The sequence below is a fragment of the Pelovirga terrestris genome (assembly GCF_014773365.1).
Classification (GTDB): Bacteria; Desulfobacterota; Desulfuromonadia; order Desulfuromonadales; family Geopsychrobacteraceae; genus Pelovirga; species Pelovirga terrestris.
This window is the reverse complement of the sequence record NZ_JACWUN010000003.1, coordinates 50495-72329: the sequence shown is the minus strand read 5'-3', so window position 1 is coordinate 72329 and position 21835 is coordinate 50495. Positions and strand designations below refer to the sequence as shown.

Annotated in this window: 22 protein-coding genes; 13 read left to right on the top strand and 9 right to left on the bottom strand. The window is 53.4% G+C overall.

All coding sequences use genetic code 11. From position 1 onward, the window contains the following. Nucleotides 1-2: 2 nt before the first annotated feature. Entirely contained in the window at nt 3-1253 is a 1251-nt protein-coding gene (odhB, locus tag ICT70_RS03345; RefSeq protein WP_191153974.1) for a 2-oxoglutarate dehydrogenase complex dihydrolipoyllysine-residue succinyltransferase, read from the bottom strand. 10 nt (nt 1254-1263) lie between these two features. After that, a complete protein-coding gene (locus tag ICT70_RS03340; protein WP_191153973.1) occupies nt 1264-3939 on the bottom strand; it encodes a 2-oxoglutarate dehydrogenase E1 component in 2676 nt (891 codons plus the stop codon). A 218-nt stretch (nt 3940-4157) separates the two neighbouring features. On the opposite strand from ICT70_RS03340, the gene ICT70_RS03335 reads away from it, so the two are divergent. After that, nucleotides 4158-4346, top strand: coding sequence for a hypothetical protein (locus tag ICT70_RS03335; protein ID WP_191153972.1), 189 nt, complete (start codon nt 4158-4160; stop codon nt 4344-4346). Nucleotides 4347-4432: 86 nt separating this feature from the next. On the opposite strand, the gene ICT70_RS03330 is transcribed toward ICT70_RS03335, so the two are convergent. The 4 genes from ICT70_RS03330 to ICT70_RS03315 form a co-directional block, all read right to left on the bottom strand. Then, nucleotides 4433-4795 carry an acyl-CoA thioesterase gene (locus ICT70_RS03330; protein WP_191153971.1) on the bottom strand — a complete coding sequence of 121 codons (363 nt, stop codon included), beginning with the start codon at nt 4793-4795 and terminating at the stop codon, nt 4433-4435. After that, nucleotides 4788-5669, bottom strand: a complete 882-nt coding sequence (gene lipA, locus ICT70_RS03325; protein WP_191153970.1) for a lipoyl synthase — start codon at nt 5667-5669, stop codon at nt 4788-4790. The genes ICT70_RS03330 and lipA overlap by 8 nt, the downstream gene beginning before the upstream one ends. Nucleotides 5670-5780: 111 nt before the next feature. Continuing rightward, entirely contained in the window at nt 5781-5939 is a 159-nt protein-coding gene (rd, locus tag ICT70_RS03320) for a rubredoxin (RefSeq protein WP_191153969.1), read from the bottom strand. A 144-nt stretch (nt 5940-6083) separates the two neighbouring features. After that, a complete protein-coding gene (locus ICT70_RS03315; RefSeq protein ID WP_191153968.1) occupies nt 6084-6677 on the bottom strand; it encodes a helix-turn-helix domain-containing protein in 594 nt (197 codons plus the stop codon). Nucleotides 6678-6924: 247 nt separating this feature from the next. Here ICT70_RS03315 and ICT70_RS03310 point away from each other — a divergent pair, with 247 nt between their 5' ends. The 5 genes from ICT70_RS03310 to ICT70_RS03290 all read left to right on the top strand — a co-directional run bounded on the left by ICT70_RS03310 (nt 6925) and on the right by ICT70_RS03290 (nt 10126). After that, complete coding sequence (locus ICT70_RS03310; RefSeq protein WP_191153967.1) at nt 6925-7656, top strand: HAD family hydrolase; 732 nt, start codon at nt 6925-6927, stop codon at nt 7654-7656. Nucleotides 7657-7717: 61 nt separating this feature from the next. Next, nucleotides 7718-8242 (top strand): NUDIX domain-containing protein, encoded by a 525-nt coding sequence (locus ICT70_RS03305; RefSeq protein ID WP_191153966.1) that lies wholly within the window; start codon nt 7718-7720, stop codon nt 8240-8242. After that, nucleotides 8242-9114, top strand: coding sequence for an NAD(+) diphosphatase (gene nudC, locus ICT70_RS03300; RefSeq protein WP_191153965.1), 873 nt, complete (start codon nt 8242-8244; stop codon nt 9112-9114). Before ICT70_RS03305 ends, nudC begins: the two co-directional genes overlap by 1 nt. Before the next feature lie 236 nt (nt 9115-9350). Continuing rightward, nucleotides 9351-9650 (top strand): cupin domain-containing protein, encoded by a 300-nt coding sequence (locus tag ICT70_RS03295; protein WP_191153964.1) that lies wholly within the window; start codon nt 9351-9353, stop codon nt 9648-9650. Between the two features lie 29 nt (nt 9651-9679). Further along, on the top strand, nt 9680-10126 hold the full coding sequence (locus ICT70_RS03290) for a rhodanese-like domain-containing protein (RefSeq protein ID WP_337906599.1): 447 nt from the start codon (nt 9680-9682) through the stop codon (nt 10124-10126). Between the two features lie 32 nt (nt 10127-10158). Here the strand turns inward: ICT70_RS03290 and ICT70_RS03285 are convergent, their stop codons facing one another. Further along, nucleotides 10159-11304 (bottom strand): cysteine desulfurase family protein, encoded by a 1146-nt coding sequence (locus tag ICT70_RS03285; RefSeq protein WP_191153962.1) that lies wholly within the window; start codon nt 11302-11304, stop codon nt 10159-10161. A 148-nt stretch (nt 11305-11452) separates the two neighbouring features. Here ICT70_RS03285 and ICT70_RS03280 point away from each other — a divergent pair, with 148 nt between their 5' ends. Further along, nucleotides 11453-12250, top strand: coding sequence for an undecaprenyl-diphosphate phosphatase (locus ICT70_RS03280; RefSeq protein WP_191153961.1), 798 nt, complete (start codon nt 11453-11455; stop codon nt 12248-12250). On the opposite strand, the gene ICT70_RS03275 is transcribed toward ICT70_RS03280, so the two are convergent. Next, nucleotides 12230-13579: a DNA recombination protein RmuC gene (locus ICT70_RS03275; RefSeq protein WP_337906597.1), complete on the bottom strand. Its 1350-nt coding sequence runs from the start codon at nt 13577-13579 to the stop codon at nt 12230-12232. The two genes, ICT70_RS03280 and ICT70_RS03275, sit on opposite strands and share 21 nt — an antisense overlap. A 179-nt stretch (nt 13580-13758) precedes the next feature. Between ICT70_RS03275 and ICT70_RS03270 the strand changes: the two genes are divergently transcribed. The 6 genes from ICT70_RS03270 (at nt 13759) to ICT70_RS03245 (ending at nt 20496) form a co-directional block, all read left to right on the top strand. Beyond that, entirely contained in the window at nt 13759-14079 is a 321-nt protein-coding gene (locus ICT70_RS03270) for an ATP-dependent Clp protease adaptor ClpS (protein WP_191153960.1), read from the top strand. A 127-nt stretch (nt 14080-14206) separates the two neighbouring features. Next, nucleotides 14207-16453, top strand: coding sequence for an ATP-dependent Clp protease ATP-binding subunit ClpA (gene clpA, locus ICT70_RS03265; RefSeq protein WP_191153959.1), 2247 nt, complete (start codon nt 14207-14209; stop codon nt 16451-16453). Nucleotides 16454-16461: 8 nt separating this feature from the next. Next, the gene (aat, locus tag ICT70_RS03260; protein ID WP_191153958.1) at nt 16462-17151 is read left to right on the top strand and encodes a leucyl/phenylalanyl-tRNA--protein transferase; all 690 of its coding nucleotides are present in this window, start codon (nt 16462-16464) and stop codon (nt 17149-17151) included. A 77-nt stretch (nt 17152-17228) separates the two neighbouring features. Continuing rightward, nucleotides 17229-17894 (top strand): GntR family transcriptional regulator, encoded by a 666-nt coding sequence (locus ICT70_RS03255; RefSeq protein WP_191153957.1) that lies wholly within the window; start codon nt 17229-17231, stop codon nt 17892-17894. An 81-nt stretch (nt 17895-17975) separates the two neighbouring features. After that, nucleotides 17976-19052, top strand: coding sequence for a KamA family radical SAM protein (locus ICT70_RS03250; RefSeq protein WP_191153956.1), 1077 nt, complete (start codon nt 17976-17978; stop codon nt 19050-19052). Between the two features lie 121 nt (nt 19053-19173). Continuing rightward, complete coding sequence (locus ICT70_RS03245; protein WP_191153955.1) at nt 19174-20496, top strand: glutamine synthetase family protein; 1323 nt, start codon at nt 19174-19176, stop codon at nt 20494-20496. Between the two features lie 89 nt (nt 20497-20585). Here ICT70_RS03245 and ICT70_RS03240 read toward each other — a convergent pair whose 3' ends face one another. After that, entirely contained in the window at nt 20586-21830 is a 1245-nt protein-coding gene (locus ICT70_RS03240; RefSeq protein WP_191153954.1) for a phospholipase A, read from the bottom strand. Nucleotides 21831-21835: the final 5 nt, after the last annotated feature.

The window sequence follows — 21835 nt, the reverse complement described above, 5'->3', positions numbered from 1 at the left end:
CATTATAGCTTCAGCAGTAATGTTTCCGGTGCTTCGATGTAGGTTTTAACCTGTTTTAAAAAGCTCACCGCCTGTTGTCCGTCAATGATGCGATGATCATAACTGAGCGCCAGGTTCATGATTGGACGGATGACGATCTCGCCGTCACGTACCACCGCACGCTCCTGGATCGCGTGCATGCCGAGGATGGCACTCTGTGGCGGGTTAAGCAGGGGCGTGGAGAGCACCGAGCCGTAAATACCGCCGTTGGAGATGGTGAAGGTCCCTCCTTCCAGCTCGTCCAGGCTCAGCTTGCCGCTGTCAGCACGGGCGGCTAGATCGCGGATGGTGGTTTCGATTTCATCAAACCTGAGGTGATCGGCGTCGCGAATCACCGGCACCACCAGGCCGCGCTTGCTGCCGACGGCCACACCGATGTCGCGATAGTGATGGTAAAGAATATCGCTGCCATCGATGCTGGCGTTAACTTCTGGATAATTTTTCAGGGCTTCGGCGCAGGCTTTGACAAAAAATGACATGAAGCCCAAAGGAACATCATACTTTTTCAGGAAAGCCTCTTTGTAGCTGGTGCGCAGGGCGATCACCCGGCTCATGTCGGCATCGTTGAAGGTGGTGAGCATGGCCGTTTCCTGCGTAGCTTTGAGCAGGTGTTCAGCAATCTTGCGGCGAATGCGGGACATCGCCACGCGCTCAGTTCGCTCGGTGCGGTCAGCGCCTGGTTTGGTTGCCGGTTGGGTCTTTGTATCTGCTGGTTTTTGCGGTTCTTCCGATTGATCTTTCTGCTCGGCCTCGGCCGGAATGTCATCAACCAGAACCCGTCCGTCGCGGCCACTGCCTTTGATTTGCTGGGGATCGATGCCGCGTTCAGCAGCAATTTTCGGCACCGCCGGATTCATCGGCTTTTCGCTGCTTTTAGCCTCTTTTTTCTCTTCCTTACCCACAGGGGTCTCTTTGTCAGTGGTCTTTTCCTCTTGCTGGGGCTCTTTATCGCTATCCGCATCCTGTGCCCTGTCCGTTTTTTGTGCGGAAGTATCGATCCGTCCAATGACCGCACCAATTTTCACCGTCTCGCCATCCTGAGCAAGGATGGTCAACGTTCCGGAGGCTTCGGCGTTCAGTTCAACATTGACCTTCTCGGTTTCGAGTTCTAACAGCAGGTCATCTTTTTCTACGTAGTCACCATCCTTTTTGAGCCATTCAGCAATTTCCGCTTCGACGATTGACTCGCCAACCTGGGGTACCTTGATTTCCATAATTTAACCTCTATTTTGGGGCTGCAAAGGCATTGAAAAGAATCTGGTCCTGTTCTTCCTTATGGATTCGATGCGAACCGACGGCAGTGCTGGCAGAGGGTTTGCGCCCGACATAGACCGGTTCCTTGCCAATAAGCTCCCGCAGACGTGGCCGCAGATGATCCCAGCCACCGGCGTTGGCGATTTCTTCCTGAACCCAGTAATATTCAGCCTTGTTCGGATAGGTGCTGAGAATCTCCTGCAACAGCTCAGTATGTAAGGGGAAGAGCTGTTCAATGCGGACGATGGCAACATCCTTGTGCTTGCCTTCGTCCCGGCGCTCAGCCAGTTCGTAATAGATTTTTCCTGAACATAACAGGACCCGGCGGCATTTTTTGACCGGTTGCGGATCCGGCAGTACTTCGGCAAAATGACCCGTTTCCAGATCAGCCAGATAAGATACACAGGCCGGGTGCCGCAACAATGCCTTGGGGGTAAAAATGATCAGGGGACGGCGGTAGCGGTGACGTGCCTGGCGACGGAGCAGGTGGAACAGTTGTGCCGGTGTACTGGGGTTGGCAATGATCATGTTGTTGTCGGCACAGAGTTGTAAAAAGCGCTCGATGCGCGCGCTCGAGTGTTCCGGACCTTGCCCTTCGTACCCGTGAGGTAAAAACAGGGTGATGCCGGTGGGGCGATCCCATTTGGCCAGGCTGCTGGCGATAAACTGGTCGATAATCACCTGGGCACCGTTGGCAAAATCACCGAACTGGGCCTCCCAGATAGTCAGGTCGTCGGGGGTTTCAACCGAATAACCGTAATCGAAGCCGAGCACGGCAGCTTCCGACAGCAGACTATTGTACGCGTCAAAACGGGCCCCGGCGTTTTTGGCGATTTCGGCCAGAGGCGTATACTTAACCGCTGCCTTAGTATCGTAGAGGGTCGCATGACGATGGTTAAAGGTGCCACGGCGTGAGTCCTGACCCGACAACCGGATTGAGGTGCTTTCGTGAACCAGACTGGCAAAGGCCAGGGCTTCGACCGTACCCCAGTCCATCCCTTTGTCTTCAGTGATTAAGGCATGGCGTTTTTTTAGCAGCGCACTGATTTTACGGTGGGCTGAAAAATCAGCAGGAATGGTTGTCAGGCGACTGCTCAGATCAATCAGTGTCTGCCGGGCTACCCCGGTCGCTACCCGGTCAAAGCTGAAATTGCGGGAGATGTGTGACCACTGCTTAAGGAAGATTTCGTGGAGGCCGCACACCTGACGCTCCAAGGCTTCCTCAAGGCGATTGTCAACCGCCGTGCTGATCTGGTCAAGCTTGTCCTCGCTGACCCCTTCCATGAGCAGCTGGTTTTTATATATCTCGGCCGTCGGTGGATGATTGCGGATTTTTTCGTACATCAGCGGCTGGGTGAAAAAGGGCTCGTCGCCTTCATTGTGACCGTGGCGGCGGTAGCAGATCATCTCAATAACGACATCCCTGCGGTAGCGCTGACGATAATCAAGGGCGATGTTGGCAGCTTGAATCAGCGCTTCGGGATCATCACCATGGACGTGGAAAATCGGCACATTGAGCATTTTTGCAACGTCGGTGGCATAGATGGTTGAGCGAGAATCGGTTGGGGCCGTGGTAAAGCCGATTTGGTTGTTGATGACCAGATGGAGAGTGCCGCCGGTCTTGTACCCATCGAGTTGCGACAGATTGAGGGTTTCGGTGACCATTCCCTGACCGGCAAAGGCGGCATCGCCATGGATCAATAGGGGCATGATATGGCGGCGACCGTCTTTGGGGTGGCGATCCTGGCGGGCCCGGGCCTTGCCTTCAACCACCGGATTGACCGCCTCGAGGTGGCTGGGGTTGGAGGCCAGGGAGATGCGGATTTCACGGCCGGCTACTTTGCGGTAAGCGGTGTAACCCTTGTGGTATTTGACATCCCCTTCACCAACGATCTGGTAGCAGGCGTTGTCACCAAACTCAGCAAACATGTTCTCCAGCGGTTTTTCAAAAATGTTGGCGAGAACATTGAGGCGCCCGCGGTGGGCCATGCCGATGACAATCTGTTCAATGGAATTTTGCGCCGCACGCTCAACAATATGATCAAGCAAGGGAATAACCGATTCCCCTCCTTCCAGGGAGAAGCGTTTCTGGCCAACAAATTTACGGTGAAGAAAGCTCTCGAACCTGGTGGCCTTGAGTAGGGCATGATAAATGGCAAGTTTTTTCTCCAGCGGAACCTCTGGTTTGTTACTGTTGGTTTCGACCCGCTTTTGCAACCAGCTGCGCTCTTCCGGAATCGGAATGTGCATAAACTCAATGCCCAGGGTGCGGCAGTAGGTTTGCTGGAGAATATCAACAATATCCTTTAGGGACGCCTGCTCGAGAATAAAGTCGATAACAGAAAAAGTGCGTTTCAGGTCCGCATCCGTAAGGCCTAAAGCTGAGAGGCGTAAAAAAGGGTGATCCAGCGAGCAGGGGGTCAGCGGATCGACACAGGCGTACATATGACCAAGCTCCCGATAGCGGCGAATCAGAGCCTGCACTGCCGCCGGTCGATTGTCGCCGGTTGCCGCATCGCGAGTGGCGGCGAATTCGTATCCCATGAAGAAGGAGCGCCATTCTGCAGGTACCTGTGCCGGGTCTTCCTGATAGCGCTGATACTGGGTTTCAAGCCACTCCGGGCTGACATTGTGTGTGATGCTCATCTGTTTAATCACCATTAGCAGGAAAAAAAGTGAACTATTACGGTTGATATCTGCTCAAATCCGGACAAGTATAAAGCAGTCAATCATTTGCCGCAATAACGACCGAATCAAAAGGGATAAAAGGTTGAGTCAGATTAAAGGGCCTAAATATTTCATTGACTCGCTGTGGGCCATTCTGCTAGGGTAAACTCCGGCTTTATGAATGAAAGGAGCAGCCCATGGCGTTAGAAATTGGTACCGCAGCAAGTTTGGTTAATCAGGATATGACAAACAACAAGACGCAAGCAGGTTTTGACGTATTGACAAAGACCACTGAAAAAACTGAGCAAATGCAAATCAATGAACAACAGCGTTTAGAAATCGCCGAGCAGACCGGCAAAGGTTTAAATCTGGATGTAACCGCCTGACCCGCGTAGTCGTCGATGTCGCACAACGTTCAATCAAGCCGCGTTTTACCCTGTAATGGGGTTCGCGGTTTTTTTTTGTCGATTATTTATGCCGGCTGCGGCAGTTTGCAAGGTTCGCCGTCTGCACCGAGGCGCACAAAAGTAATGGCGGTACTGAAGACTTCTTCTTCGCTCAGGGCTCCAGGGGCGTCGGCATATACCTTGACATCATAGGTTACCGAGGTTCTTCCCTGATTGTTCTTATGCATGTTGAAGCGTAGAATCGAGCCATTTTTAACCCGATGTTTGAATCGACATGCGGCCATCCCGATGGTTACCAGATTGCAGCCGGGGTAGTCGCGTGAAGCTGCCAACCAGGCATTTTCATCAACCCATTTGAGCATGACCCCGCCAAACAGGTAGCCGTGATGATTCAGGTGTTCCGGCCGAACGATGGTGAAGTTATCCATGCGTTTGTGCCTTTCCGGCGCTAAACTGTTCTTCAGCATGATAGGACGATCGCACCAAAGGGCCGGCTTCGACATGATCAAAACCCAGGCGTCTGCCGTAGGCGGCCAGATCATCGAACTCGGCGGGGGTCACATAACGTTTGAGTTGGTAATGCTGCCTGGTTGGTGCCAGATATTGACCAAGGGTGACAATCCGGCAGCCATGGTCACGCAGATCGTGCAGCGCAGTGATTACTTCGGCGTATTCTTCTCCCATTCCCAGCATCAGACCCGACTTGGTGATGACCGTTGGAGCCAGAGTGCGTACGTGCGTCAGAACATTGAGTGACCGGTGGTAGTCGGCTTCCGGGCGTACCTGGGGATAGAGGCGTGGTACGGTTTCCAGATTATGTCCCAAGATATGCGGAGCTTCCTGCAAAATCGTTGCAAGCGCCTCCTTATCCCCTTGCAGATCAGGGATCAGTAGCTCAATGGTGCAGTGTGGGCTGCGCTTTTTGATCTCGCGTACCAGGGCGGCAAACTGGCCGGCACCACCGTCGGGCAGGTCGTCACGGGTCACCGACGTAATAACGGCATGGTTGAGCCGAAGTTCTGCGATCGCCTGGGCGACCTTTTGCGGCTCCCGGGGGTCGGGCGCTTCGGTTGGATGGTCGCCTATGTTGCAGAATGAGCAGGTGCGGGTGCAGCGGTTGCCCAAAATCATGAAGGTTGCCGTGCCCTTGTTCCAGCATTCCCCCTGATTGGGACAGGCAGCGCTGCGGCAAACGGAATTTAATCCCTGCAGGCGGTGGTATTGGTCGATGCGGCGATAATTTTCACCGGCCGGGAATGTAACTTTCAACCAGTCCGGTTTGGCGATGCCGTTCTGTTTCAAAGCAACCTCATCTATAGCAGTTGTATACTTTTCCCATCCTAAACTGAAAAGGCCCGGCGGTGCTACTTACGCCGAACCTTTTTAGCAATTCAAGTCACTGATCTAAACAGATCAGACCGGCTCAAAGTTCGATTTGTCGACTCCGCATAAAGGACAGACCCAGTCTTCAGGGATATCTTCAAATGCGGTCCCCGGCTCAATACCACCGTCAGGATCGCCAACTTCCGGATCATAGATGTAGTTGCACACAACACAGCGGTAATTCTGCATGATAGTTCTCCTTGTTGCTCAGTCAATGGCTAAAGGGTGGAGTGAAAAACCGTCGCAACAAATAACAGGTTCGGCAAATTATTACAATCCCGGTTGCAATTTTATCGATCGATTCAAGGGCGCTCTTGCCTGGACACTGGCAGATCAGGTTTTGGTGTAGAGTACTGCAATTCCACGGGCGATTTCGTTACCTAAAGCTTTCAGACTGTGAGGTTCGTTGGAGTCCCAGTAGACCGAATCGCCGGCTTCGAGAAGGTAGGTGTCGTTGCCGTGTTGTAATTCCACCTGACCTTCCAGGATATAAAAAAATTCTTCTCCGGGATGGCGCACCGGTTGTGATTGCTCCGTACGGCTCGGGTCAAATTCCACCAGGAAGGGCTCCATGTGCTTGTGTTGTTTACCGTAGGCCAGGGAGTGATAGAAATAGGGTTGTGGCTTGCCGCCGTGACTCGGGCGACGGCTCATGCGATCGGCTTCTCCAGCTTTAACCACCAGGCATTTGCGGGTATCGTCTTCCTCTTCAAAAAATTTCTGCAATGGGACATTCAGCGCTTTGGCAATCCGCAGCAGGGTTGCCAACGGCGGGATCACCTGGTCGTTTTCGATCTGCGATAACAGCGGTTTGGAAAGCTCCGTGGCTACGGCCAGATCCTGGAGAGTCATCCTTCGAACCTGGCGCAGGTCGCGGATGGTCTGTCCGATTTTAAGTTCTTTTACTTCAGCTCTGAAGGCGTCCATTGATCCCCAGTATATCCCGGTGGTTGAGCGTGGCAAAGCGCCAATCTGTTGGTACGTTCTGTTGTTTAAACCGGTGTGTTTGTTGATGGAAGCTAACTTTTAGCCTGCCAAGCGGGCTGTCGTCAAGTGTTGTAATGCCCATAAAGATACCGAAAGCATAGCGAATAACGACTGGAGTGTGTTAAAAAACTTGTCAGCTTAAGGTTTTTTCCAGTTGGCGAAAAAAACCGGTTTGATGGAGCATATCATGCAAAGAAGAGAGGGTCTTGAGCCGATCGAGGCCATTCTGTTTGATCTCGATGGCACCTTGTTGCGGGTGCAGATGGAGCACTTTATCCCCCGTTATGTGGAGCGCCTCGCTGCTTATTGTTCTCCCCATATCAAGCCCCGACGTTTTGCCCGCGCGATGCTGGATGCCATTCGCCGGTTGATCACTGAAGAGGGGGATGGTCAGGTCAGTAATGAACAGCGCTTGTTTACTCTGCTTAACCAGCAGTTGGGCATTGCCGAGTCCCTGGTGCTGGAGAGCCTTGCGCATTACGCCGAGCATCATCTTGATGAATTACAACCTCTGGTTCACCCGATTCCTCTGGCCCAACAAATCGTCAACGATTGCCACCGTCGCGCTATCCCCATGGTGCTGGCCACCAATCCGGTGTTCCCGCGCTTTATGATCGAGGCGCGGATGGCCTGGGCTGAACTCGATAAGGGTTTGTTTCGTCATCTGACCAGCTATGAGAACAGCCGTTACTGCAAGCCTCAGGCCGGGTACTTTGCAGAAATTGCCGCGTTGATCAATGTGCCGCCCGAGCGTTGCCTGATGGTCGGCAACGACAGCAGTCATGACCTGGCGGCAACGGCAGTTGGCATGCAGACTTTTCTGGTCGATACCTGGCTGGTAGAGCGCAACGAGAAAAAATGGCCCTGTCATTACCGTGGTGATCATCGTGCCTTGCAGATATTTCTCGAACAGCTGTAGGTTATCATCTCCAGTAACAAGTATCTGATTTCATCAAAACCCATTTGCCAAGGACATATCAATGACCAGATTGACACAGGAGATGCTTTACCAGGGACGCATTTTTGATATTACCCGCGAACAGCATCGGATGCCCGACGGGCGCGAATCGACCTTTGAATTTCTCCGTCATCCGGGCGGCTGCGCCGTGCTGCCGGTGATGGCTGATGGGCGCTTGCTGCTGATCCGCCAGTTTCGCCCCTCCATCGGTGATACCATTTGTGAAATCCCCGCCGGACGCCTCGAACCGGGCGAAGATCCGGCAGGCTGTGTGCGTCGTGAACTGGTGGAAGAGGTGGGATATCACGCCGCCGGGCTGGAGAGCCTGGGCTTTATCTACAGCAGCATCGGCTTTTGTGATGAGAAGATTTATCTCTTTGTCGCGACCGACCTTGAGCAGACTGAAACCGCCCTCGAGCCGGATGAGTTTATTGAACCGCTGGTGGTTGATCTGGAAACTGCTTTGGCGATGATTACTGCAGGAGCGATCACCGATGCCAAAACGCAGGTCGCCCTGCTGCGTTATGCCTTGAACAAGAGGGTCTGATGCTGAATCAATCTCTATGCGCCATGGATATTTCAACCCTGCCATTTAATCGTACCTGTCTTGATGGTTATTTTGAACTGTCAACCCCTGATCGAGATCCCGGAGGTGACGGGGTCTGGGTCCTGCTGCAGGGGATGCGGCTGTTCACTCTGGAGGGGATGCCGGAACAGCTTCCCGGTGGCGACTGTCCGATTTCATCATTGGCGGGTAGTAGCCTGTATCTGGGGCAGTGGCAAGAACAGCCCTGTCGTCTGGTGGCGGTCCCGCAAGATGCCGACCTGCCGGCAACGCTTACGTCCCATCATCTGCGGGCAAGTGAATCAACCCTGCCGGCGTCCCTGTCCTCTCTGGGCGGGCTTGGTCTGATGATCCTGCACTGGGAGATGACCAGTCGCTACTGCGGCAACTGCGACGGCAAAATGGAACGATTGGCCGGTGAGTGGGGTAAATTCTGTGTGCAGTGTGGTGCCCATCATTTTCCCCGTATTCACCCGTGTGTCATTGGTCTGCTTGTGCGCGACGATCAATTGCTGCTGGTCCGCAAGGGAGACTGGGCTACCGGGCGTTACGGGTTGGTGGCAGGGTTTGTCGAGTTTGGCGAATCGCTGGAAGAGGCGATGGCGCGCGAGGCTCTTGAGGAAACCGGTATCAGTATTACCAATATCCGTTACCTGGGCAGTCAGTCCTGGCCTTTTCCGAGTCAGTTGATGTGTGGTTTTGTCGCAGACTATGCCGGCGGCGAGATCGAACTGAGGGATAAGGAACTGTGCGCAGCTGATTGGTACCGGTTGGATCAACTGCCGATCCTGCCACCATCACGCAGTATCGCCCGCTATCTGATTGATCGCGCGAGTCAGTTTATCGACTGCTGAACAGCTACAATATTTGACGAAAAACCGACATCAGGGCATTGGCATGTCATGTGAGCAGGCCCTTGCCACTGCCCGACAAGTGGGAATAGATCGGTGTATGGCTGCGGTGCTATTCTGTTGCTGAAGAAATAGTTCACGGGGTTTTGTTCACAAAATCGTACCAAGGGTGGCCTCTGTGCCTATGTCGTTGAATAGTAGCATGGTAAAAATGGCTTCCCTAAGAATGGAAGAGGCAAATGGCTTATAAAGACAAAACCATTATCCGGACTGACGATGTCAGCGTCCGTCAGATGTTTCTTGAGGTCGGAGCAGAGGTTCCCTGGCACGTTCATACCCAGGTGGTTGATACCATGTATTGCCTTCAGGGGGAGATGAAAGTCGAACTTGCAGATCCACAGGAAACAACAGTCCTCAGCGTGGGTGAACGTTGTGAAATCAGCGTTGGGCGCCCGCATCGGGTCAGCGCAGCAGGCACTGAGCCGGTCAGCTATCTGTTGATCCAGGGAGTGGGAAAATATGATTTTCAGAAAATATGAAATAACCGCAAAAAGAAGGAGAAATGACGGTGAAATTATGGATACTGGTGGTGGTCGTACTAACCGGGGCAGGTGTTTATGTGCTGATGACTAGCCGTTCTGCTGATTATCTTGAACTGACGGCCCCCGAAGCGCAGCGTCTTGTAGCGGCCGGAGATGTGACCCTGATTGATATTCGTACCCCGGAGGAGTGGCGTCAGACCGGGGTCCCCCGAAATGCGAAGCTGGTCAATATGGTGCATCCGGGTGGCGTGGACGGTTTTGTCAGTGAGATCCTTGATCAGGTTGATGGCGACGCAGATGCGCCGATCGCGCTGATCTGTCGCACCGGCAATCGCACAACCCAGGTTCAGCGTTTGCTGGTAGCGCGTGGCTTCGGTCAGGTTTACAACATCAGCGAAGGGATGGTTGGCAGCTCCGCCGGACCCGGTTGGCTCAAGCGTGGGTTGCCGATTGAGCCTTATCCCAATCAATAGTCACCATGGGTTCTTCTCGATTGATGAGTGGTTTAGAATGGATTTTGATATTGTAACTGCTTCAATGTCGTAACTACCGTATCCCAATCTACATCGTCGGTCAGGTGACACCAGCTTAGTCGCAGCGCCGAGGAGGACTCTGCTTCACTGCACCCCATGGCATTGAGAACGTGACTGGGGGCGGTATGATGGCTGGTGCAGGCGGAGGTGCTGGAAATGGCGATGACTTTTGCCAGGGCGCGAATGGCGGTGACGGAGGGGATGCCCGGCAGGGAGATGTTGATAACGTGGGGCAAGCAGTATGCCGGATCCCCATTTATTACCGGCAGCAGCGGTGCCAGCGCGCTCAGTGCCCGGGCGCGGATATGGCGGACTTTTTCCAGCCGCTCGCTATGATCCCGCAGGGCACAGCGGGCCGCTTCACCCAGGCCGGCAATTAGAGCGACCGGCAGGGTGCCGGGTCGCAACCCCTGTTCCTGGTCGCCGCCAAACATCAAGGGTTTTAACGGCGGCGGTTCGCTATGGCGCTTGCGGGTAATCAGGGCGCCAATCCCTTTCGGACCGTAAATCTTGTGGCCGCTGATACTGATCAGATCAATGCGCGGATGGGTGATACTGTCAAGTTCCTTACCGAACCCCTGGGCGGCATCGACATGCCAGAAGGCCGAGTGGTCAGCCAAGACCTCGGCAATCTCTGCCAAGGGCTGAATCATCCCGGTTTCGTTGTTGACCTGCATGGTTGACACCAGCAGGGTGTCGGGGCGCAGGGCTTTGCGCAGTGCGGCGATGAGAATGCGGCCGTCGCTGCCGACCGGGATCACGGTCAGCTCGAAACCGGTTTTGGTCAGGGCTTCAAGCGGTTCCAGCACGGCTTTGTGTTCGATGGCACTGCAGATCAGGTGGCGCCGACCAGTTTTCAGGCCGTACTCACGCAAACCGAGAAGGGCCAGATTGTTTGCTTCGGTGGCGCCGCTGGTGAGGATGACATCATCGCGTCTTGTTTTGACCAGTTTAGCTATCTGGCCCCGGGCATGGTCGACTGCCATGCGCGCAAAGCAGCCGTAGTCGTGGATGGGACTGGCGGCGTTGCCGTAGTCTTCTTCTGTGAACCGTCGAACGATCTGTGCTACAGCGGGTTCAACGGGGGTGGTCGAGGCACAATCAAGATAGATACTCATAGTTGAAACCATAGAGGATATTTGATGATTGTGCAATATGTTGAGTGCTGCAATGAGGTCTGGCCGGCGTTACTTTGTTGACAGTGGGATGATCAAGGGATAGAAGAGCGGTGTCAATTTTTAACACCGGCGACATGAAGGGCTAACGGTGGATATTCTTCAGATTATTGTTCTTGCTGTATTGCAGGGGGTCACCGAATTTCTCCCTGTTTCCAGTTCAGCCCACCTGATTCTGGTGCCGGTGTTGACTCCCTGGCAAGATCAGGGGTTGGGCTTTGATATTGCTGTCCATGCCGGCACTCTGCTGGCCGTGGTGATCTACTTCCGCCATGATCTGATGCAGATGGCGACAGAGTGGAGCCGCTCCCTGGTGACCGGAACGGTGACCCCCGCAGCACGGCTGGCCTGGGGGGTGTTGCTGGCGACGATCCCGGTGGGGCTGGCGGGGATCACCTTAAAGGGGTTTATCGGGGTCCACCTGCGTTCGCCGCTGCTGATTGCTGTCGGCTTGATTGCGTTCGGTTTGTTGTTGGGGTGGGCCGACTGGCGCCGTCGCGGCGAGTTCGATGTCTACCGTTTAACCTGGCTGGGGATGCTGTTGATTGGCTGCGCCCAGGCCCTGGCTTTATTTCCCGGAACATCGCGCTCGGGAATTACCATCACCGCCGCTTTGTTGCTCGGCTTGAATCGTGAGGCGGCCGCGCGTTTCTCGTTTCTGCTGTCAATTCCGGTGATCTTTCTCGCCGGCGGGTTGCAACTTGTGGATCTGTTCCGTTCTGCCGCAACTCCCGATTGGAACGCTCTTCTCCTCGGGGTGCTGTTGTCGGCTGTCAGCGCCTTTGCGTGTATTCACTACTTTATGGCGTTTATCCGCCGTATCGGCATGCAGCCCTTTGTCATCTATCGTGTTGTCCTCGGGGTGATTTTAATCGCCGTTTTCTGGTGAGGTGCCGGGACTTTCAGGTTGATATTCCTCATCCTCTTCCGCCATCAGTGGGGTTCTGGTGCGTTTTTCAACTGCTATCGCTCCGTTTATTTCTTTGCTGCTTGCCGCACCTAATTCGGTAAATTTTCTCGCGGTAACCAGTACTCTGCTGTCCAGCGAGGCCATCCCTTTATTGTAGCTGTCGACGGCTTTATCCAGACTTTTGCCCATTTGCTCAAAATGCTGGTGCATGGTCGCCAGCCGCTCGTGGATTTCCTGTCCCAGACGGCTGATAGCCAGGGCATTGGCGGTCAGTTTGTCTTCGCGCCAGCCGTACGCAACCGAGCGCAGCAGGGCAATTAGGGTGGTCGGGGTGGCCAGTAGCACTTTGCGCTCAACGCCTGCTTCAATCAGGGCGGGATCGACGCTCAAGGCCGCTGAAAAAAAGGATTCGCCGGGCAGGAACAGGACAACGAACTCGGGAGTCGGCTGAAACTGATCCCAGTATTGTTTGCCCGAGAGCTTAATAATGTGGTTACGGATATGCCGGGCATGGTGGTTCATGGCCTGGGCTTGCGTTTTTTCATCGTTAGCTTCAATCGCCTCAAGATAGGCCATCAGTGGTGCTTTAGCATCGATAACGATATTTCGGCTATTGGGGAGTCGGACAATCATGTCCGGGCGTGCCCGCCCGTCAGCGGAAGATTCCTGCTCCACAAAGTCACAATAATCCAGCATTCCTGCCATTTCGACGACCTTGCGCAGCTGAATTTCCCCCCAGCGGCCGCGTACGGTGGGGGTGCGCAGGGCTTTTACCAGGTTGCCGGTTTCCTCTTCGAGTTTGAGCTGACTGCCGAGCAGGGATTTGACCTGTTCATCCAGGCGGGCATAGGCACCGCTGCGGGCTTGCTCCAGTTGGGCGATTTTGCCATTAACCTGGGTCAATGCTTCCTTTAACGGTTGCACCAGTTGGTCGATCGCGCTCTGACGCTGTTCCAGTTCCTGGCGGGCCTGACCCTGGTGTTGCTCCAGGGTTGCTTTAGCCAGATCCAGGAAGTTACGGTTGTTAGCGGCGAGGGCCTGGCTCGATAGATGTTGGAAGTTTTTCTCTGAGCGTTGACGGATCTCTTCCAGCAGATCCAGCTTCTCCAGCGTACTGTTCTTCTCCGCTTCCAGTTGTGCTTCAAGCCGCGCCAGGCGTTGCAGTGCTTCTCCCCGGGCCTGACGCTCATCGGTCAGACGTTGTTGACTACGCCTCAGAGTCAGTGTCACTCCCAGCAGCCCCCCGCACAAAAGACCGGCAAGAAAAATCAGGACAATCAGTGCTTCCGGACTTTGGATTATTGACACAAAAAACTCCTTGGTAACAACAATGGCAACGGTGAAGATGGTAAAATAGCAAATGGGTAACCCAATCCACAAGAAACTTGTATATCGGCTGATTTCTTCAACCTGTGCCCGATTGTTTGGGGCAATGGTTTTATGTTAGGATAGACCAAAATATTCAGCGCAGGAATGAATCAAAGACCATGGAAAACGCAGATACCAACACCAGCAACAAAATCGGGAGTCGGGTAGCCACCGAGAAAAAAACACAGACTCCGTCGTTGTTTAAAGTGCTGATGCACAATGATGACTACACCACGATGGAATTTGTCATCGACGTGTTGCAGGAGGTGTTTAACAAGTCAGCTACCGAGGCGGAAAAGATTATGCTGACTATTCATTTTCAAGGGGTGGGCTACTGTGGAACCTTTCCTTATTCGATTGCGGAAAGCAAGGTTGACCGGGCGCGGTTAAAAGCGCGTAAAGCCGGATTTCCACTACGCTGTTCCCTCGAAGAAGCTTAAAGGTGACGATTCAGCTCTATCCTTGCCACAGGATTCCCGATCCGGTGCTGAACAGATACGCTTAAAGATGTACCCTTAAGATGTTTTACTTTTTGCTAAAGCAGCGAGCTTAGAAACGGCAGGTATTATGTTCAGTCAGGATGTCCAGATCGCTTTTACTCTTGCGGTGCGTGAAGCTCAGCGCCGTCGCCATGAGTATCTTACCACCGAACACGTACTCTATGCCCTGCTGTTTGAAGAAGCGGGGCAGCAGATATTGCTTGCCTGCGGTGGCGATACAGATGAGCTCAAACACCAGCTGGAGCATTTTTTTGATGCCCACCTTGAGCACTTGGCCGAGGGGGTTGAAGATGAAGATGTGCCGCGCCAGACCCTGGCGCTGCAACGGATGCTGCAGCGTACCGTGATGCACATGCAATCCGCCCGTCAGACCGAAGTTGGCGTGGGTGACCTGCTGGCGGCGATCCTTGAAGAGGAGAATTCCCACGCCTGTTTTTTCCTCCAGAATCAGGGGATTGAGCGGGTTGATCTGCTCGATCATATCTCCCATGGACGGGCCAGTGCGACCAGTAATCCCAAACCGGGTGAGCGTCCGGTAGAAGGGCCTCCTTCGGAACGGGCAAAGCCGAAACAAAAGCCGGTCGATCCCCTTGAGGCCTTTACCATCAACCTGATTCAACGTGCCCGCCAGGGGAAGATTGACCCGCTCATCGGTCGTGGCGAAGAGCTCGAGCGGGCGATACTGGTGCTGTGTCGGAGGCGTAAGAACAACCCCCTGTTTGTTGGCGAGCCGGGGGTCGGTAAAACCGCCATGGTAGAAGGTCTGGCCTTGCGGGTCTCACAGGGCGAGGTGCCGGAACTCCTGAAAGACAGTGAGATCTTCACCCTCGATATGGGTGCCTTGTTGGCCGGCACCAAATTCCGGGGTGATTTTGAGGAACGTCTCAAGGCGGTTGTTGGTGCCTTGCAGAAGCGCGAGCGGGCGATTCTGTTTATTGATGAAATTCATACGATTGTCGGTGCCGGCGCGACCAGTGGCGGTTCCCTTGATGCGTCCAATATTCTGAAACCTGCGCTGGGCAACGGCGAACTGCGCTGCATCGGTTCAACCACCTACGAGGAATACCGTAATCTGTTCAGCAAGGATCGTGCCCTGTCACGGCGTTTTCAGAAAATTGACTTGCATGAACCAAGCAGTGAAGAAACTATTGCTATTCTGCGTGGTCTGCGTTCCCACTACGAAGGGTATCATAAGGTCAGTTATTCCGATGAGGCCCTTGAATCGGCGGTCAAACTGGCGGTCAAGCATCTTCCTCAACGTCATCTGCCCGATAAGGCCATCGATGTTATTGACGAGGCTGGGGCCCAACACCGTCTCGACGGTTCTCCCGATCGTCCTGTCGGCGTTGACGAGATTGAGCGGGTGGTGGCGCGGATGGCGCGGGTGCCGATCAAATCGATCAGTGGCAGCGACCGTCAGCGTCTGCGTCATCTGGAGCGCGATCTCAAGCGGGTAGTATTCGGTCAGGATCCTGCGATTGATTCGTTGGTGCGAGCGATTCATCGGTCCCGTGCCGGCCTCGGTCATCCGGAAAAGCCGGTTGGATCCCTGCTCTTTACCGGCCCCACCGGCGTGGGTAAAACCGAAGTTGCCAAGCAGTTGGCGAGTCAACTAGGGGTTAAGTTCTTACGCTTTGACATGAGTGAATATATGGAGAAGCATTCGGTCGCTCGACTCATCGGTGCTCCTCCCGGTTATGTCGGCTTCGATCAAGGTGGTCTGCTGACCGAGTCTGTTGGCAAAAATCCCTGGTCGGTACTGCTTCTCGATGAAATCGAAAAGGCCCATCCGGATCTATTCAATATCTTGCTGCAGGTCATGGATCACGGCACCCTGACCGACAACAACGGCAAAGAAACCGATTTTCGTAACGTAATTCTGATTATGACCAGCAATGTTGGCAGTCGCCAGATGAATGTTGTCCCCATTGGCTTTGGTGATCGCTCTACCGCGGCTCCCAAAGCTGCTCTGGAAAAAGCCTTTACCCCGGAGTTCCGTAACCGTCTGGATGCTGTTATCCATTTTTCACCACTCGATCAGACTGTGATGCTCCAGGTTGTTGATAAATTCCTGGTCGAGTTGTCTGCGCAACTGGCGGAAAGAGAAGTGCACTTGAAGGTCTCCCCGGCAGCCCGAAAGGCACTGGCCAAGCAAGGCTATGATCCCTTCTTTGGTGCTCGCCCTCTGGCACGCCTGATTCAATCAGAGCTGAGCGACCCGTTAGCCGGAAAAATTCTGTTTGGTGAGTTGAAACAGGGTGGTGAAGCGCGGGTTGGTATCCGTGGAGGTACCTTTACCTTCAGTTTTCACTGACCGTTTTCATGCCGGTACTGCTTGATCGCGAGCTCTGGTTTCCGCCTGTGGATCGTGCCCATGAGTCAGGGTTGCTGGCTATTGGCGGCGACCTTTCTGCCGAGCGCTTGCTGCTGGCTTACAGTCTGGGGGTTTTCCCCTGGTACAACCCGGGAGAGCCGATCCTCTGGTGGTCTCCTGATCCGCGCTGTGTCCTTTTTCCCGACCAATTTCACATCTCTCGCTCCCTGCGGCGTGTGCTGCGCAAGCATCCCTATCGCTTGAGTTTTAACGAAAATTTTGCTGCGGTGATCTATTGGTGTCGGCGTCTGCGGGCCGGGCCGGGCGGCCATGGCACCTGGATTACCAACGAGATGAAAAACGCCTATCAGCGTTTACATCAGCTCGGTTTTGCCCATTCGGTGGAATGCTGGGAAGGGGAGAACCTGGTTGGCGGACTCTACGGGATCTGCATCGGTCGTTGTTTTTTTGGTGAATCGATGTTCAGTCGCAAAGATAACACCTCAAAGATTGTTCTCTGTCATCTGGTGGAACACCTGCGCCGGCGTCAATTTGAATTGATTGATTGCCAGCAGACCACCGATCATCTCCTGAGTTTTGGCGCCTGCGAGATTTCCCGCAAACAGTTCGCCAGCCACCTGCACCAGGCGTCCGTACCCCCTTACGGCCCGTTGGTCAGTTTATTTTCTCCTGAGTGATCTCAAAACTAACATAATACAAGACTTGACATTAACTGGGCATGTGTCTAATGTCGACATTCGACGACGGAGGTGTTATGGTGATTGTTAAAAAAACCTACAAGGATCAGGTGATCGATCATATTTATCAGATGCTCCTTGCTGATCAACTCAAGCCGGGTGATCGTCTCAAGGAGAGTTTGCTGGCGCTGGAGATGGGTATCAGTCGTGCCCCTATCCGTGAGGCATTGAAAGAACTAATGACCCTCGGACTGATCGACTACAAGCCCCAGATCGGTAATTTTCTTCCGGTGATGACCCCCAAGCAGATTATCGACAGCTATACCACCAGGGGGGTTCTTGAGGGGTATGCTGTGATGTCGGCCAGCGAACACTTTACCCGCCAGGAGCTGGAACGCCTTGATCGTTTAGTTGATGATATGGGGCAGGCAGCCAGAGATGGTGAGCATAAACAGGTTGTTGATATCGGTGGTGAGTTCCATGATTTTCTGGTTGCCCGCAGTGATAATCAGCAGCTGCTGGAATATTCCAGCCGCCTGAGTATGAAACTTCACGTTCTGTTTTACAAACACTGGGGAATGCTTTATCGGCCCGATGAAATTGAACAACGTCACCGTGCTATCGTTACCAGCATCAAAGCGCAGGACAAGACACGGATTGAGCAGGTTGTCCGCGCTCATTATGTCGAGACCGGTTCTAAAATTGTTGCGGTACAGGCGCTCAATTCGGTCACAGTCATTTGAGTAACAACAGTAGGGAACTGCGTAAGGTTGTTTATTAACCCCTAACAGTGGTCACAATGAGGTGACCTGGAGGATGAACACATGGCAGAAACATGGATGGAGCAAGTTCGTAACGAAGTAAGAACCCTGGAACAACTGGAACAGTATATCGATGTGAGCGATGATGAACGCCACGCCATTACGACTCTTAAAACGCGCTGGGGTACGACTCCTTATTTCGCGTCCTTGATGGATAAAGATGATCCCACATGTCCGATTCGTATGCAGGTGATCCCTTCCATGAAGGAACAGGTCAACGAATTCGGTATGAAGGATTACCTGATGTGGAAAGAAAATCGTGCCACTGATGAGGTGCGTCCCGACAGTATCGCCCGTCAATACAAGGATCGTATCGCCTTTACCGTGACGGAAGTGTGCGGGATCTATTGCCGGCACTGTTTCCGTAAAGAACTGGTGGTCGATCAGGACCTGAAACTGCGGTTTGACGTTGAGGAGGGTCTGGAGTGGATTCGTGAGCACCCGGAAATTCGTGATGTCCTGGTGACTGGTGGCGATCCGTTGCTGCTGTCCGATGAAAAACTGAGCTATCTGATTGGCGCTCTGCGTGAGATCCCTCACGTCGAGATGATTCGTATCGGCTCACGTTTGCCGATCGTTTTGCCGCAGCGGATTACCGAGGGTCTAAAAAAAGCCATCGGCGGTTTTCACAAGGTGCCGGTTTGGATCAATACCCAGTGTAACCACCCCAAGGAGATTACCGCAGAAACCGAGCGCGCTGTTTTTGAGCTGCTCAGCTGCGGGATCAACGTCGGCAATCAGGCGGTGCTGCTCAAAGGGATCAACGATGATGTGCCGACGTTTCGGGAGCTGCACCAGAAGCTGCTGCGCACCCGCATCCGCCCCTACTACGTTTTCTACTGCGAGCCGGCACCGGGAATCGATCATTTCCGCACCCCGGTGGAAAAGGGTGCGGAATTGATTCGGGATGCTCTGCGGGGTCATACCACCGGTCTGGCTCAGCCCATGTACGTGCTGGCCACCAATATCGGCAAGATTCCGCTGATGCCTGATTACTACATTGTCGACAAAAACGACAAAGAGTATACGTTGCGCAACTATAAAGGGGAAACGACAAAAATCCCCAATATGCCAGCGTAGATCGTATCCGTTGAGCCCGGTTGTCGGCATGTTTGCCGCCAACCGGTTTTTTTTGCTCGATAGAACAACCAACAGGATCAATGATGATCAGGTTGTAATATTCTTCATGGGAGAAGAAACGATGAGCGGCGCAGATATCAGTGCGATCAAGGATCAGTTAACGCAGGCTTATACCACGAAAATATTTTTCACCGACCTCAATGGGCGGTCGAAAAACCTTGCTATCAATCCGCAGGATATTGACACCATTATTGCTCAAGGTGTTGGTATCGACGGTAGTTCGATTGCCGGGATCGCTACGGTTGACAACAGTGACCGTATGTTAAAGCCGGTGCCGGAAAGTTTTCGCCTGGTTGACTTTGGTGATCGCAAGATCGGTTTTTTTGTTGGACAGATTTTTAATCAGGATGGCTCACGCTCCAGTGTCGATCCGCGCTACGCCCTTGAGCGGGCAGTAGAAAAGGGGGTCAACGAATATCAGATGCAGTTCATGCTGGGGCCCGAGCATGAATTTTTCCTGCTCAACGGCGATGAAATCCACAGCGATATCCATACCGATAAACTTGGTTATTTCGGCTCCTCTCCTGGTGATATTGGTGAGATCGTCAGGCAGGAAATCGTCAATGTGCTGGGAACGTGCGGCGTCAAGTACGAAAAGACCCATCACGAAGTCACCTCATCGCAACATGAGATCAATCTCGAACCGGGTGATCCGTTAACGATAGCCGATCGCACCATCCTCTTTGATTTCGTCACCAAAGAGGTGGCTGCCCACTATGGTCTGCACGCTACCTTTATGTCCAAGCCCTTTACCGGCTTTAACCGTAACGCCTTTCATATCCATCTCTCTTTCACGGATCTGGAGGGCAAGAGTCTTTGTTACGATGAAAACTGCGAGCATCATTTAAGTCCCCTGTTGATGAATTTTGTCGGTGGGGTTATTGGCCATGCGCGGGAGGCGTCGATTGTTTTCGCAGCGACTTTTAACTCCTATAAAGCCTACGTCCTCGACAAGGAGGCCCCCATCGTACGGGGTTGGGGGCTGCGTAACCGTAGTTCGATGATCCGCATGCCCCATGCCACCAGCCCCAAGGCAACACGCATGGAATTACGTTGTCCTGATGCCACCGGCAATGTCTATCTGCAGTTTGCCGTGCTGATTTTTGCCGGTCTTGATGGGATTAAAAATAAAGCCGACGCCGGTCCGGCTGATGTCGGTAGTGCCTATAAAAAACCAACCGGTGAGCGCCCCAAGGTGCTGGATCGTCGCTTTATTCCGCGTGATTTTTTCCCGGCGTTGATGGAGGCAGAAAACAGCACCTTCATGCCTGAGGTGTTAGGCGCCGATCTGTTCGATAATTACATGCGCATCAAAATGACCGAGTGGGAAGATCACCGCACCACCATTACCGACATGGAGCACCGCAAGTATTTGAATATCTGATGTTGCAAAGGAAAGCTGACAGGTTAACTTAAAGGGCTTCAACCACTAATGGCGAAGCCCTTTACTGTTTGCTTAAAGGATGGAGCAGCTCAACGGAAAAATGACAGCCCCAAACGGAAAACTTCGCTTCGTTCTTTATAATCGACCAGGCTTTCAGCCAAGCTGTTGCTGTATTGCAGGTGCAGATAGACGTTCAGGTTGTTGCCGATCAGGCGGTCGATAGGATAGGTCAGGTCGGTCTGAACCGAGGTGCCCTTGCGGGCAAAGCGCAGGTTGGTGGTCAGCATCAGGCTGTGGGCCCGGCCGATGCGGGTTTCCAGTTCAACGTGGCCGCGGTAATCGGGCAGGTCGGGGTTGGTGTCATCCTCGTTATTGACATAAACCAGAAATTTGGGGCTGATCATGATGCCCAGACGTGATGCCTGATGGTAAAAAACCGCCATCGGTTTGAGATAAAAGTAATTAGTGCTGCGCGAACTGCTGCCATCGCGGCCGTTCGATTCATGGGACAGGCCGGAGCGCACAAAAAAGCCGGCCATAGCATCCAATCGGCTTAAGTTTTCCGTCTGAAACATCAGCTGCGGTTTGTAGCTGGTGTCGTTAAAAGGGATGGAGTCGGAGTCCAGGTCCCAGAAAGATGTCTGGGTATAGGCAAAGAATAGGCCACTGAGCCACGGATACTTTTGACTTAAAGTGCCACTGCGATTGAGCAGACGGTACTTGAAACTCAGTTGAAAGGTGCTCTTGGATGGATCACTGCCGACCAGAAAGTAGATTGGTTCATAAGTGAACAGGTCAGCGGTGTAGGACTGATAAAGGGATTCCATATCCTTGAGGGACCGATAGGTCACAGTTGCAGAACCGTTACCATCGCCGGCATTGGCAGCCTCAGCCAGATGCAATGCGGGCTCGACGTTGATACGGGTGATGGCATCGGGGTACTCGGCCAGTCGGACGTCGAGGATTGCGGATAGGTCCTGCGGCAGAGCCAGCTGGTACTCAAGGCGGTAAAATTGGCCGGGCAGCAGTTCAACCATTGGTGTTTCTGTCGTGGCATGGGCGTCAAGCAGGCGCGTCGTGCCGCTGTGGTTGATCAACTCCAGCATGAGAGAGGGTGGAGGGGAAAGGGGTAAGATCTCGATGGTTTCATTGTGGTAGTAAGCGAACAGGCTTGCGCTCTGGCCGGCGGTCAGCGATTGGGTTGGAAAACGCAGTAGTGGTATTGGTGTTTCTTGCGCAGCAGCAGGTGCAGAGAACAACAGGCAGGTCAGGGTGATCAACACCATGTGGTGGATCAGGGACGTACGGTGCCGAGGGTGAGAGTTTTTCATCATCAGAT

Coding starts and splice junctions, on each gene's coding strand:
- odhB (WP_191153974.1), bottom strand. CDS start 1,253: ATGGAAATCAAGGTACCCCAGGTTGGCGAGTCAATCGTCGAAGCGGAA.
- ICT70_RS03340 (WP_191153973.1), bottom strand. CDS start 3,939: ATGAGCATCACACACAATGTCAGCCCGGAGTGGCTTGAAACCCAGTAT.
- ICT70_RS03335 (WP_191153972.1), top strand. CDS start 4,158: ATGGCGTTAGAAATTGGTACCGCAGCAAGTTTGGTTAATCAGGATATG.
- ICT70_RS03330 (WP_191153971.1), bottom strand. CDS start 4,795: ATGGATAACTTCACCATCGTTCGGCCGGAACACCTGAATCATCACGGC.
- rd (WP_191153969.1), bottom strand. CDS start 5,939: ATGCAGAATTACCGCTGTGTTGTGTGCAACTACATCTATGATCCGGAA.
- ICT70_RS03315 (WP_191153968.1), bottom strand. CDS start 6,677: ATGGACGCCTTCAGAGCTGAAGTAAAAGAACTTAAAATCGGACAGACC.
- ICT70_RS03310 (WP_191153967.1), top strand. CDS start 6,925: ATGCAAAGAAGAGAGGGTCTTGAGCCGATCGAGGCCATTCTGTTTGAT.
- ICT70_RS03305 (WP_191153966.1), top strand. CDS start 7,718: ATGACCAGATTGACACAGGAGATGCTTTACCAGGGACGCATTTTTGAT.
- nudC (WP_191153965.1), top strand. CDS start 8,242: ATGCTGAATCAATCTCTATGCGCCATGGATATTTCAACCCTGCCATTT.
- ICT70_RS03295 (WP_191153964.1), top strand. CDS start 9,351: ATGGCTTATAAAGACAAAACCATTATCCGGACTGACGATGTCAGCGTC.
- ICT70_RS03285 (WP_191153962.1), bottom strand. CDS start 11,304: ATGAGTATCTATCTTGATTGTGCCTCGACCACCCCCGTTGAACCCGCT.
- ICT70_RS03270 (WP_191153960.1), top strand. CDS start 13,759: ATGGAAAACGCAGATACCAACACCAGCAACAAAATCGGGAGTCGGGTA.
- clpA (WP_191153959.1), top strand. CDS start 14,207: ATGTTCAGTCAGGATGTCCAGATCGCTTTTACTCTTGCGGTGCGTGAA.
- aat (WP_191153958.1), top strand. CDS start 16,462: ATGCCGGTACTGCTTGATCGCGAGCTCTGGTTTCCGCCTGTGGATCGT.
- ICT70_RS03255 (WP_191153957.1), top strand. CDS start 17,229: ATGGTGATTGTTAAAAAAACCTACAAGGATCAGGTGATCGATCATATT.
- ICT70_RS03250 (WP_191153956.1), top strand. CDS start 17,976: ATGGCAGAAACATGGATGGAGCAAGTTCGTAACGAAGTAAGAACCCTG.
- ICT70_RS03245 (WP_191153955.1), top strand. CDS start 19,174: ATGAGCGGCGCAGATATCAGTGCGATCAAGGATCAGTTAACGCAGGCT.
- ICT70_RS03240 (WP_191153954.1), bottom strand. CDS start 21,830: ATGATGAAAAACTCTCACCCTCGGCACCGTACGTCCCTGATCCACCAC.